Here is an 11,763-nt window from a genome sequence, read left to right as displayed (position 1 = left end):
CTTGTTTTGTTAAACGTTCAATACTCAAATTATATTGTGCTCTCATGGCAATCACCCCCTCTATCGTCACTATTCGACAGCGAGGAACAGAATACCTACTAAAAGGAGGAAATTCAATGAAGCAACTAATAAACAGCGGAGTAAAAATGACGAGTTTGGATATTGCGGAAATCGTAGGCAAGAAACATTACAACGTTATGCGCGATATTCGCATTGAGATTGAAAATTTGGGAGAAGAAGTAGGACAACTCATTTTTGAAGAGTCCACATATATGAATTCTCAAAACAAGCAGCAACCGTGCTACACATTCGGTAAAGATGGGGCTATGCAACTTGCTTTAAAATATGACGCTATGACTAGATTCAAAGTTATCAAACGGATAGAAGAGTTAGAAAGTTACAACAAACCGATGTCGCAACTAGAAATCATGCAGATGCAGGTTAATCAACTTGTTGAACAGGATAAGCGAATAACGGTAGTAGAAGAAAAACAAGACAACATTGTAAGCATTCTTTCAATGGACGTTAAAGACTGGAGAAACCAGGCGAACCGAATCATCAATGCAATCGTGATGAAGTTGGGCGGCGGTGAGTATTACCGAGAAGTCCGAAACGAAAGCTATCAACTGCTAGAAAGCCGCGGGGCATGTAATTTAGATATTCGTCTTGAAAACAGGCACTCGAAAATGGCGTTAAGAGGATCTTCGAAAACGGCAATCAATAAGGTGACTAAATTGGATGTCATTGCTGAGGATAAAAAGCTTATCAGCGTTTATATAACAGTCATCAAGGAATTGGCGGTTAAGTATCAATTGAATCTAGCGAAATACCAACTAACTGAAACGGCAGGTGTGTAAGGATGTTGAAAAAACTAAGCGTAATCTCAGAAGGATACAGCTTCAATGCCGACGTTGAGGGGAACGAGATCGCAATAATTAATCTGCAAAGTTTTATAAGTGAAGACAGAGTGGATGTAGCAGAGATCGTTGCTTCTCGTGAAGCAATTGCCGAAATCATACGGATGTTAGAGCAAGTATCCGATTTGTTGGTGTAATGCGAAGAGGGGCGGGCAAGCCCCTTAGTTCCGAAGGTTGTAAATCGAGGTTGCAAGGAGGGGTCATCCTGCAATGGTGGTGAGTTCCTTCATTAACTATATTACTAGAGTCGTTTGGGAAATGTTGGTCCATTTTGGAACATGTTCGAAAACGGAACATTCGAGGGGGAAAGGGTTTTATGAATTACGATTACGGCGCAGTACTTAAGGAAACTAGAAAAAGGGTTAAATTAACACAAGATGAAATAGCCCCACTAATACAGACTTCGAGGCCAACAGTTTCAAAACTCGAAAACGGAGATAGAGCGGTTAAATTAGATGATTTTATCAAGTGGTTGCAAGTGGTCCAGTCGAAATTGCAAGTCACTAACACAATGCCAGCTGATCTTGGAGTGGCACTAGTAAACGGTGTGGACGTAATACAGCTAACTCAGATGTTAACTCAATTCGTTGGCGGATTTATCAAATTCATATAAGTAGGAGGTTAGATTGATGGAAGTTTTCGAGTATACGTTGCACAAGCTCACACACAATTTGAAACAAGAATCAAAATTCCACATGAACTCAGCAGCTCGTGAAGTAGAAGAGGGCGACAATGCAGCGGCTTTACGGCATGCAAGAATAGCTGTAGATAAAATCGAGCAATTGAGTATTTTAAAACAAATAAAAAAAGCCAACTGACACAGCAATGTCAGCCGGCGAACTTTTGAAAATCAACTTATCGTAATTATACCACAAAAGGGAGCGAATAACATGGCGAACAAACGGAATAGGCAAAAGCAACTGAATTCATCTAAAACGTTAGAAGGGTATGAAAATCGTCTGCTCAAAGAAATAAGGAAATGGGAAGATGTTATCAGTAATCCGAGAACGGCAGATATACAACGAGATGCAATGAATAGAGCAGATTTGTTGAGGGTCATACACATGGATATAAGGAAGTATTATTTTGACCTATAAACGACTGGAGCCTTGGCTCCTATCAAGAAGCCTGGGAGTCATTGAATGATTTCCTCCCAATCGAGCTGGTTACTCGAACCCGTTCCCGGGCTTCTTGATGGGATTCAACCATCTACTAAAGAAAGGAGAATCAGAATGCTGACATTAGCGGAAAAAGGTCAAATTGTACTCTACTTTGCACCAGTTCTTGCGTTTGTGCTTGGAACGATGTGGCAATATGCGACATGGCAATTGGAGCAAAAAGGCGGTGAAGAGAAATGAAGAAAAAATCGTGGGAGTGGGAAATCAGACTTGTGACAGAGTCGGATCCATACATCATCCACACGAACAAAGACAGCGCCTTGGTTGCGATGAAACAGTTCGAAGAAACATGGGGAAGCGGTCTGAGTGTTTATACACTTCGCAAGACTGCTGAAATTATCCGGTACGACGAAGCAAAATAAAAAACCCGCTGCGATAACAGCGAGTTCGGGGTTCTGAGAAATTCTATTACCGCTATTTTAGCGCAGAACCCCCAAAAACACAAGGGAGGCAACAATCATGAAAGAAGTAAAACTGATGAATCTAACGCTTAAGAACTTCAAAGGAATTAAGAAATTCGACCTTGGTGCAGATGGGATGGACATTAGCGTATTAGGTGACAACGCTACTGGCAAGACATCGCTCTTTGACAGCTTCGTGTGGCTCCTATTCAACAAAGACAGTAACAATCGCGCAGACTTCGCTATTAAAACACTAAAAGAGGGCGTGGAAATCAACAATTTAGAGCATGAAGTTGATGCTATTTTCCAAATTGACGGCAGTCCTCTCACTTTACGAAAAGTATATGCGGAGGAATGGAAGAAAAGACGTGGTTCACCGGTCACTGAATTTACTGGACACAAAACGAGCTACTTCATCGACGGCGTTCCATCAAAAAAAGGTGAATACCAAGCGAAAGTTGATTCCATCGTAAAGGAAGATGTGTTCAAGCTTCTCACATCACCAACATTCTTCAATGAAAATCTTAAATGGCAGGACCGTAGAGCCACGCTGCTTGAAGTATGCGGCGATGTTGAAGAGGAAGATGTCCTTGCATTCAACAGTGCATTGAAAGACCTTCCAACCATCTTGAAAGGTCGCACTATTGAGGATCATCGAAAAGTTATTGCATCACGCCGGGCCGAAATCAATAAGGAACTCGACCGCATTCCTGTCCGAATTGACGAAATCAACAACTCATTACCGGAAGTAAATATCGACGTTCCTTCTATAGAGAAAGAAGTTGCGGTAATCGAATCGAAACTCGATGAAAATGCCACTCAAATCAACAACATCAAGAATGGTTCAGCTATCACTGGAAAGCAAAACGAATTACGCCAGATTGAGTTGGACTTGAAAGAAATCCAGAATGATCTCGAATCAGAAGCGGTCGAGAAAGGTCATCAAGTCAACGCAAAGATCCAAGAAGAACAGTCGAATGTAGCTATTTTGAACCGCAAGCAAGACGACACAGCGCACCAGTTAGCGCTATTGGAAAAAGACGTTGTTCGATTTGATGAAAAGTTAATCGCATTAAAAGAACGTTGGTACGAAAGGAATGGACAAGTGTACACGCACCAACACGATTCAGACGGCGTGTGCCCAACTTGTAATCAATCCTTACCAATTGAAGAGATTGAAGCCGCTAAAGAAAAAGCGGTTGCCACATTTAATCTGGCTAAATCGACTGAACTTGAACAAATCAGCGCCAACGGAAAGGCGATTACGGAGGATAAGACTCAAACACTTGAGCGAATCGAGAAATTAAAAGCAGAAGTTGTTTCACTAGAGTCGCAAATCGTCGCTAAGAAAAAAGCGGGAGCGAAACTTATGGAAGAACTAGAATCGCTTAGACAAACCGTGAAGGATGCAAGACAGGACAAGCGTTACACGGACAAGGTGCAGGAGAAAGAGACGGTTGCGGCGAGCATTACGGCGTTGCAAGAAAACGCACAGCAAGCCGTTACAGACATTGAAACTGAGGTTGCTAGTCTTCGTGCTAAACGCACTGAACTCAGTGCCCAAATCGCACAGCAAGCCCAAGTAGTGGCATCTGAAAAGCGTATTGCCAAACTTGAAGAACAGCAAAAAGAGCTGGCAACAGAATTTGAAAAGTTGGAAGGAGAATTGTTTCTTACAGAAGAATTTATCCGCTCTAAAGTTGAGCTCCTTACTGAAAAGATTAACTCGAAATTCAAGTATGCGCGGTTCAATCTCTTCAAAACGAACATCAATGGCGGTATTGAAGAGGTCTGCGAGACGACGTTTGACGGAGTTCCATATTCAAGTGGCCTGAACAATGCAGCACGTATCAACGTTGGTATCGACATCATCAATACACTGACGGAACACTTCGGAATTAGAGCGCCTATCTTCGTCGATAACGCTGAGGCAGTTACCCAATTGATTGATACAGATTCACAGTTGATCAGTTTGGTTGTTTCTGAAAAGGACAAGCAGTTACGTATCGAAAAAGACGAATTACAGGAGGCTATTTAATATGACGACTAATCAACTACAACAAAACCAAAGCCAACCACCAGCTGAATCAAATAAACAAAATTCAATCGTAACTAAGGTCGCTGAAAAAGTTCAGAGCATGGTTGCCAACAATCAAATCAACATTCCAGAAAATTATTCAATCGTCAACGCGGTTCAGGCAGCTTACTTCAAATTAACAGAAGTGGATTTCAAGAAGAAAACAGCATTAATCGACAGCGCAACAACGGAGAGTGTCGCATTCTCCTTGCAAGACATGGCAATCCAAGCGTTGAGTGTCGCGAAGAACCAAGGTTACTTCATTGTTTACGGTGACAAAATGCAATTCACACGATCTTATCACGGTACGCAAGCGGTAGTTAAGCGAATGAGCGGCGTTAAGGATATATGGGCCAATGTTATCTGGAAAGGTGAAACGTTCGATGTGGAGTACAACGAACGTGGTCAGTTGGCTTTTAAAGCGCACAAAGTGGATTGGAAGGCTGCAACAGGAAATAAAGACGACATAGAAGGTGCTTATTGCATCATCGAGCGTGACGACGGCGTTCAGTTTTTGACAGTTATGACAATGGATGAAATCAAAACATCATGGTCGCAATCGAGCATGGCGACAGTGCAAAACAAGTACCCGCAAGAAATGTCGAAACGGACAGTTATCAATCGTGCAGCTAAAGCGTTTATCAATACTTCGGACGATAGTGATCTGTTCATCGGTGCAGTTAATCGCACCACTGAAAATGAGTTCGAAAATGAACGTAAAGAGATTAATCCAGAGTATGAAATTAAAAAAAATGCTAATACCGAAACACTGGATATTCAACCGGAAGTCATTGAAACGCCGAAAGTGGACATTGACGTGAGCACAGGAGAAATCATTTCGGAGCCACTAGTTCAACCCGAACCAGAGCCAGTCGCTTCAAATGGCCCGGGCTTCTAAATGATTGAAATCAAAACACTCGCAACAGGAAGTACGGGGAATTGCTACTGGATCACGGATGGCATAACCCCCCTCCTCTTGGAGTGCGGGATAACGTTCAAAAACATACAGAAGGCCTTGAATTTCAAGACTTCGGACATTGCAGGCGTATTGGTTACACACGAGCATAATGACCATTGTAAGGCCGTCAGTGAAGTTGCAGACCGTGGATTGAATATCTACATGTCGCCCGGAACAAAAGAAGCGATCGGAATCAATCATCATCGAATCAAAGCAGTCGAAAACAAGAAGCAGTTCAAGCTCGGTACATGGACGGTGTTGCCGTTTGATGTTCAGCACGATGTAAGTGAGCCGTTCGGCTTTCTACTCGCTAACGAGGCAGGAGATAAGCTCCTGTTCGCTACTGACACCTACTACATCAAGTACAAGTTTCAAGGTCTCACTCATTTAATGGTTGAGTGCAACTACTCTCAGAAGATATTGAATGAAAACGTAGATAGCGGACGGATCCATGAGTTTTTAAGAAAACGAGTAGTGAAGAGTCATTTTTCACTGGAAAACATGCTTTTGTTTTTGAAAGCTAACGATCTATCGAAAGTTCAGGAGATTCATTTGCTGCATCTTTCGGATACGAATTCGGATGAAGCAGTGTTCAAAAAAGCAGTACAGGAACAAACTGGAAAGCTTGTGTACGTTCCATAAAAAAATGAGGGGGTGGAAGAATGGGCGGCTTTATAAAGGATTTTCGGTCAGAGTTGAAAAGCGACATTTGGATGATGCCCCCTCTTTATCACAGAGTTTGGCAATACCTTAAATACAAAGTAAATCATTCGCCAAATAAGATCCCGATGGAAGATGGGTCGTTCTTCGATATCGAGCCAGGACAACATTTAACGTCCGTAAGAAACATTGCTAAAGGCATTGGATACTACGAAGGATTGCAGTGGAAAGAGCCCAACCCGCGAACGATTTCCAAAATATTGGAATGGTTAGAGAAACAAGAAATGATAACCATAAATCGCGGTAGGGGTAACAGGCAGTATACACTCGTAACCTTGTCAAACTGGGATTCGTACCAGTCAAAAGACGGAGGGGGTAACAGCAAAACAACAGCTAGTACATCAGGTAGTAAACAGCCTGTGCATATAAAGAAGAATGATAAAGAATGTCTTAAGAATGAAAAAGAAAAAGAAGATGATAAGGCGCCCGTGGAAATCAATCCATTTCAATTTTATGAACAAGAAGGATTCGGAACGCTCAGCTCATTCATCGGTCAACAGCTCGGGGACTTGATTGATGACTTTGGAGAAGAAGATGTAATGGCAGCCATGAAAGAAACAAGAATGAATGGTTCCAACAGTTTAAATTACACAAAGAAAATCTTAACAAGTCCAAAACTTATAAGTGTTGGAGGTGCAAACAATGGAACCGCTAAGCGAAGTGATCCAAAGAATGATGAAAGACAATCCGCTATTAGCGAAGCGAATGAACGACGTAAGAGAATCGCTGGCATCTAATCCAATCGAGATACTAACAACGCCATCTGACGATTGCCCTTATCGAAAGTGTGACGGAAAAGGGTGGTTATGGATTAAAGATTGGTCTCGTCAGAATAAAAAGGATGAAATCGACGAGGACGGTAAATTGAAACGCGCTGAATGGATGGAGCAATGTAAGTGCTACGAACAACTCATTAAACAGCGCGAGATTGATAAAAAACTAGACTTGTCAGGTATTCCACCAATCTTTAGTAATGCAACGGTCCATTCTTACGACGTAAACAAGTACAAGTCCCAAGATAATCGAGATACAGCAACGATAGCGAAAAAGGCAGCCATTAAGTTCGTAGAGAACTATCCAGCCATGAAAGAGCACGGCAAGGGTTTGTATCTGTATAGCGATATCAAGGGGTCCGGTAAAACGAGACTGGCATCTAGTATCGCAAATGCACTGGTTAAAATGTACGGCGTTGATATAGCTTTCTTGAAAGCGAATGACCTGCTTTCTCAAATCAAAAAGACATTCAACAATGACTCAGATACGACAGAAAGTGAAATCGTTCGCATGTTCCGCGAAGTAGAAGTGTTGGTTGTTGATGATTTAGCTGTTGAAAAGCCCACTGACTTCGCAGAAAGAATTTTTTACGATATCACGGATTATCGATTGGAACATAAAAAGACAACACTGTTCACTTCTAACAAAACAATTGAAAATCTCGGGGACATATACCAGGATGGTCGGTTGAAGAGTCGGGTTAAGAAGATGTCTATTGAAATCTACATGCCGGAAGAATCGATAAGGGATCAAGAAGCTGAAAGTGAAAATGCGGAGCTGGAAGGCTTGCTGTTCGGATAAAACATTTTAGGGGGAAGCGGAATGACTGGAATTTACCAACAAGACCTTGATTTTCTTGAAGAGGCGAAACGAGCTTTTAGTGAAAATCATCGATTGGAAACATACAGAAACATGGAAGATACGCACATCGCACTTAGATACGGGATGGATCGGGATTGTATCTCGATTTACAAATTAGGCGAACAAGTCATGTTTGCAAACAACATCATGGATGCGGCACCGGAGTTAGTTGTTCAAGGCGGTGAATCCAATGCCTAAGCACATCATCAACAAACTAATCCTAACAGCTGGCGCGTGGAACAACACAGGATGCAAGGACAAGCATTTGGAACGACAATTCAACTCATTGCTCAACGAATTGCGGATCACGACAGGAACGACGCCGGAGGGCGCTGTGAACATGCTCATGGCTGAACTTGGCGAAGTGGAGGCGATGACGGCGTGACTGAAGCGGAGAAGAACTACATCATCATGCAATTGGAAGTCGTCCACTTCGTTCACAGAGGACGGAGCGGTGAACTGTTGTCCAGTATGGACTATCGGTCTCTTGTTAGTTTACTAGCGGTACGAGAGGCAGTGAACTCGTGAGCTTCTACGTTTATGAAACGCAAGCAGAACCAACGTGTTGGTCATGTGGTCACTGGTTAATCGGTGGCGGATGCTATGAGAATGGCGAAACTCTAAGTCCTACAGAACATGATTTCCACTGTGATAAATGGGTGAAAGAAGGTACGGCAGGAACGATTTCGAGTGAACCACAAGCGGAGTCGGACGAGTCTGCAAGAACTTGTACTAAGTGCGGATGGGGAATGGATGAGGGCTTTCTCCACGAAGCAAGTGGCAGCACATATTGTTCGGTCGCTTGCTTGGATAACGATATCTCGCTTGCTCAACAGGAAGGTATGACGCTCGATGATCTGTTCTGGACTGATTGGCATGACGAAGTGGAGGCAACAAAATGATAAACAGAACGGTTTTGGTTGGCAGACTCACAAAGGATCCCGAATTAAAGATTTTGCAAAATGGGATTGCAGTCACACGCTTCACTCTCGCGGTCAACAGAGCATTCAAAAATGCAGCTGGCGAGCAAGAAGCAGATTTTATCAGTTGCGTCGCTTGGAGAAAGCAGGCTGAAAACGTAGCGAACTTCTTGAAAAAGGGAAGTCTGGTTGGATTGGACGGGAGAATTCAAACGGGCAGTTTTGAAGGGCAAGACGGGAAACGTGTTTATACAACAGAAGTCGTGGCGGATTCCACTCAATTCTTAGAACCTCGTAGCAGTTCGCCAGAGGGTGGACAAGCACCGAGAGATACGAATACTCCAAGTTACACGCAAGGCGCTCAGAATCGAGCGGAAACGACATCAGAAGATCCGTTTTCGACAGGTGGCGGACCGATAGAGGTAAGTGACGACGATTTACCGTTCTAAAACTATGAAACTTTGAAAGTGAGGGGGCGTTATGGCGGAAGTTGCAAGTATTCATCGGCTTTTAAATAAAAGAGAACGCGAATGGTTGACGGAAAAACAAGATGAATTAATTAAGCAGTTAATTGAGCTGGGGGTTCGAGTCAACAAGCCCCGCGATATGAAAATTGAACAACTTGAATTACTTGTGAATCACCATCGGAAAACGGTTGAATCGAAAAAAACTGTAGTGTCCGAAGAACAAATGAAAACGGCAGAAAGCAATGGACTGACGGGACAGGATGTTATTGATCGCGTCGATGACTTGAATTGGGATGTCGAACATGCGGTGAGTGTGAAAAACAGAAAAGAAGAACGCAGAATCAAAAATCAGAAGCGCGTTCGACTGTTGCAGGAAATCAATCGTTTAGAAGATTTGGGCGAATCGGAAAAAGGGGAGGCACTTGAAAAAATGTTGGTGAATTTATAAAAAGGGAGATAAAAAGAATGAATAAATTAGTTGAATTGGTAGAGAAATGGTCAATCGAAAAAGGGTTAGATAAAGCGGATTCTAGTAAGCAATTTTTGAAAGTTGTCGAGGAAACGGGTGAAGTTGCAGCGGCATTAGCACGCGGCGACAAGTTGGCGTTGATTGATGGTATCGGTGATGTAGTTGTCACGTTAATCATTTTGGGTCAACAGAACGGGTTAGAGCTACAAGATTGCTTACAGTACGCGTACGACGAAATAAAAGGGCGCAAAGGGCAAATGGTGGACGGAGTCTTTGTAAAACAGAGTGACCTGGAGGGATAACATGCAAACATGCGGGCGTTGCGGGAGAGAACTAAAAACGCAGAAGTCGATTGACGATGGTTATGGTCCGGTCTGTAAGAAAAAACAAGTTGCTGAAGATGCGGAATTCGAAAGGATCCAAATCACGCTTGAAGAGGTTGTTGTAGTGGAGATGATGTCGTGAGGAAAATCTTGTTTGAAATACCGGGCGAGCCCGTTGCTCAAGGTCGCCCCAGGGCAGGAAAATCATTCGGAGGAAAGACGGTCCTCTATGATCCGGAGAAATCGAGAGACTTCAAACATTACGTGAAGCTTGTTGCAGGTCAATACGCGCCAAAAGAACTCATAACGGGTCCAATTGATCTTTATGTAGATGTTTATCGTTCGACACCTAAGGCGTTGCAAACGAAGCCGAAACAGGCGCTTATCAAGTCGGGTGAACTTCGACCGACAACTAAACCGGATGTCGACAATTATGTGAAGGCAATCAAGGACGGGCTTACTAAAGTCATCTGGCAGGACGACAGTCAAGTGGTGGATCTGACGGTTCGAAAGTTTTATAGTCTGTCACCGAAAGTTGTTGTTTGTATCAAATACTAATCTGAAATGAGGGACAGAAGTTGTTCGAGTGGAAAACCGGGATGGAATTAATTGTTATACGGTTGAAAAATAAGGAATGGGTGAGGGAATGAAAAAGATATATCGACACTACAGCGACACTGAAGTTTCTGTATTAGCGACAAAAATAGAATGCCCATATTGCGGCGATGAGTGGCAGGAAGATGATACGAACGATCCAGGAACGACTTACAACTTAGAATGCGAAGAATGTGAAAGGGAATTTGAAATGTATTTCGACGCCAATTAACCAAAATGGATGGGGGCAATGTTCATGGTGGGAAATCCAGAGTATTTCACAACGAAAGTCACAGGAATCAACGAAGGTGAAGTTAAACGTCGTGTAGCTGAATTAATTGTAAAGGGATTCGAAGTAGTTACGGAAGGTTCAGAATCCCATACAGCGGCAATTTACAAATAGACAAATAGTATCGGCAAGTCGAAAAGGGCTTTTGTTGAGCGTGAAGAACGCGGGAAATACATTGTGGTCATGCGTCGGAGGAATGCGGTATGAATCAATGTCCGTGGTGGTTGTTGACTCGTTTAGAAGGTGTGCAGCGTGCTTGGGTGTATGACCAGTTTTGGGGGAAAGAACTGAATCGGATGTTGAAACAAGGATGGAAGGTAGTGCCGGAATGAGTTTAATTACATTTCCAGAAGGTATCGTGGTCATCGTAACGGGTGTGCTGTTGATGCTGTCGGGTTATTCGTATGGGCGATTGAGTAAGTGAACAGTTGACACATAAGGCGTAGTAAGAAAGGGGATAGAAAAATGGCGGTTAAAGATGCATGGATTTTACGATTGAGAGATGAAGTGAAAGGTGAAAACAACATGTCGGGTGAATGGTACTTTGACAACAAAAATGAGGACAACGATTTTCTGACAATGGATACAAATGTCGCAACACTTTATTTTGATAAAGAAAAAGGCATAAGGGATTTCAAAAACTATGAACAATCAATGATTGACAAGTTCGGCAATCATGCTATTTGCAACTTCGGCTACACGAGCATGATGAAAAACTTTGAATTTGTAGAAGTGACTGTTAGCGAAGTGGAAGATTACCCGATATGACATTGCTATTTGGTATTTTAATCGGAATTTGGTTCAGTTATTGGATG

The 11,763-nt window shown here is 42.7% G+C and carries 23 protein-coding genes; all 23 read left to right on the top strand.

Annotated elements, in window-relative coordinates; all coding sequences use genetic code 11:
• Positions 1-116 precede the first annotated feature (116 nt).
• The 23 genes from MKX62_RS05390 to MKX62_RS05280 all read left to right on the top strand — a co-directional run bounded on the left by MKX62_RS05390 (position 117) and on the right by MKX62_RS05280 (position 11,716).
• On the top strand, positions 117-857 hold the full coding sequence (locus MKX62_RS05390; RefSeq protein ID WP_340740989.1) for a Rha family transcriptional regulator: 741 nt from the start codon (positions 117-119) through the stop codon (positions 855-857).
• Between the two features lie 5 nt (positions 858-862).
• Entirely contained in the window at positions 863-1,054 is a 192-nt protein-coding gene (locus MKX62_RS05385; protein WP_340740988.1) for a hypothetical protein, read from the top strand.
• Positions 1,055-1,233: 179 nt separating this feature from the next.
• Positions 1,234-1,530: a helix-turn-helix domain-containing protein gene (locus MKX62_RS05380; RefSeq protein ID WP_340740987.1), complete on the top strand. Its 297-nt coding sequence runs from the start codon at positions 1,234-1,236 to the stop codon at positions 1,528-1,530.
• A gap of 16 nt (positions 1,531-1,546) precedes the next feature.
• Positions 1,547-1,735 (top strand): hypothetical protein, encoded by a 189-nt coding sequence (locus tag MKX62_RS05375; RefSeq protein WP_340740986.1) that lies wholly within the window; start codon positions 1,547-1,549, stop codon positions 1,733-1,735.
• 72 nt (positions 1,736-1,807) lie between these two features.
• Positions 1,808-2,014 (top strand): hypothetical protein, encoded by a 207-nt coding sequence (locus tag MKX62_RS05370; RefSeq protein ID WP_340740985.1) that lies wholly within the window; start codon positions 1,808-1,810, stop codon positions 2,012-2,014.
• Between the two features lie 45 nt (positions 2,015-2,059).
• Positions 2,060-2,275, top strand: coding sequence for a hypothetical protein (locus tag MKX62_RS05365; RefSeq protein ID WP_340740984.1), 216 nt, complete (start codon positions 2,060-2,062; stop codon positions 2,273-2,275).
• On the top strand, positions 2,272-2,457 hold the full coding sequence (locus MKX62_RS05360; protein WP_340740983.1) for a hypothetical protein: 186 nt from the start codon (positions 2,272-2,274) through the stop codon (positions 2,455-2,457). The genes MKX62_RS05365 and MKX62_RS05360 overlap by 4 nt, the downstream gene beginning before the upstream one ends.
• A gap of 97 nt (positions 2,458-2,554) precedes the next feature.
• The gene (locus tag MKX62_RS05355; protein WP_340740982.1) at positions 2,555-4,534 is read left to right on the top strand and encodes an AAA family ATPase; all 1,980 of its coding nucleotides are present in this window, start codon (positions 2,555-2,557) and stop codon (positions 4,532-4,534) included.
• Position 4,535: 1 nt separating this feature from the next.
• A complete protein-coding gene (locus tag MKX62_RS05350) occupies positions 4,536-5,471 on the top strand; it encodes a RecT family recombinase (protein ID WP_340740981.1) in 936 nt (311 codons plus the stop codon).
• Positions 5,472-6,173 (top strand): MBL fold metallo-hydrolase, encoded by a 702-nt coding sequence (locus tag MKX62_RS05345; protein WP_340740980.1) that lies wholly within the window; start codon positions 5,472-5,474, stop codon positions 6,171-6,173.
• 20 nt (positions 6,174-6,193) lie between these two features.
• Positions 6,194-6,988, top strand: coding sequence for a DnaD domain protein (locus tag MKX62_RS05340; protein WP_340740979.1), 795 nt, complete (start codon positions 6,194-6,196; stop codon positions 6,986-6,988).
• Positions 6,894-7,826 (top strand): ATP-binding protein, encoded by a 933-nt coding sequence (locus MKX62_RS05335; RefSeq protein WP_340740978.1) that lies wholly within the window; start codon positions 6,894-6,896, stop codon positions 7,824-7,826. The genes MKX62_RS05340 and MKX62_RS05335 overlap by 95 nt, the downstream gene beginning before the upstream one ends.
• Before the next feature lie 21 nt (positions 7,827-7,847).
• A complete protein-coding gene (locus MKX62_RS05330; protein ID WP_340740977.1) occupies positions 7,848-8,084 on the top strand; it encodes a hypothetical protein in 237 nt (78 codons plus the stop codon).
• Complete coding sequence (locus MKX62_RS05325) at positions 8,077-8,271, top strand: hypothetical protein (RefSeq protein WP_340740976.1); 195 nt, start codon at positions 8,077-8,079, stop codon at positions 8,269-8,271. Before MKX62_RS05330 ends, MKX62_RS05325 begins: the two co-directional genes overlap by 8 nt.
• Positions 8,272-8,410: 139 nt before the next feature.
• Entirely contained in the window at positions 8,411-8,788 is a 378-nt protein-coding gene (locus tag MKX62_RS05320; protein ID WP_340740975.1) for a hypothetical protein, read from the top strand.
• On the top strand, positions 8,785-9,255 hold the full coding sequence (gene ssb / locus MKX62_RS05315) for a single-stranded DNA-binding protein (RefSeq protein ID WP_340740974.1): 471 nt from the start codon (positions 8,785-8,787) through the stop codon (positions 9,253-9,255). Before MKX62_RS05320 ends, ssb begins: the two co-directional genes overlap by 4 nt.
• Positions 9,256-9,286: 31 nt before the next feature.
• Entirely contained in the window at positions 9,287-9,721 is a 435-nt protein-coding gene (locus MKX62_RS05310) for a hypothetical protein (protein WP_340740973.1), read from the top strand.
• A 17-nt stretch (positions 9,722-9,738) separates the two neighbouring features.
• Positions 9,739-10,044, top strand: a complete 306-nt coding sequence (locus tag MKX62_RS05305; protein WP_340740972.1) for a MazG-like family protein — start codon at positions 9,739-9,741, stop codon at positions 10,042-10,044.
• Between the two features lies 1 nt (position 10,045).
• Positions 10,046-10,207, top strand: a complete 162-nt coding sequence (locus MKX62_RS05300) for a DUF6011 domain-containing protein (protein ID WP_340740971.1) — start codon at positions 10,046-10,048, stop codon at positions 10,205-10,207.
• Positions 10,204-10,623, top strand: coding sequence for a RusA family crossover junction endodeoxyribonuclease (locus MKX62_RS05295; RefSeq protein ID WP_340740970.1), 420 nt, complete (start codon positions 10,204-10,206; stop codon positions 10,621-10,623). The genes MKX62_RS05300 and MKX62_RS05295 overlap by 4 nt, the downstream gene beginning before the upstream one ends.
• A gap of 292 nt (positions 10,624-10,915) precedes the next feature.
• Positions 10,916-11,062, top strand: coding sequence for a hypothetical protein (locus tag MKX62_RS05290; RefSeq protein ID WP_340740969.1), 147 nt, complete (start codon positions 10,916-10,918; stop codon positions 11,060-11,062).
• Between the two features lie 89 nt (positions 11,063-11,151).
• Positions 11,152-11,280, top strand: a complete 129-nt coding sequence (locus tag MKX62_RS05285) for a hypothetical protein (protein WP_340740968.1) — start codon at positions 11,152-11,154, stop codon at positions 11,278-11,280.
• A 133-nt stretch (positions 11,281-11,413) separates the two neighbouring features.
• On the top strand, positions 11,414-11,716 hold the full coding sequence (locus MKX62_RS05280) for a hypothetical protein (RefSeq protein WP_340740967.1): 303 nt from the start codon (positions 11,414-11,416) through the stop codon (positions 11,714-11,716).
• Positions 11,717-11,763: the final 47 nt, after the last annotated feature.

Origin of the sequence: Sporosarcina sp. FSL K6-5500 (genome assembly GCF_038005665.1) — a bacterium.
In the GTDB taxonomy this organism is placed as follows: domain Bacteria; phylum Bacillota; class Bacilli; order Bacillales_A; family Planococcaceae; genus Sporosarcina; species Sporosarcina psychrophila.
The sequence above is the reverse complement of the archived record's forward strand: the minus strand, read 5'-3'. Positions and strand labels throughout refer to the sequence as shown.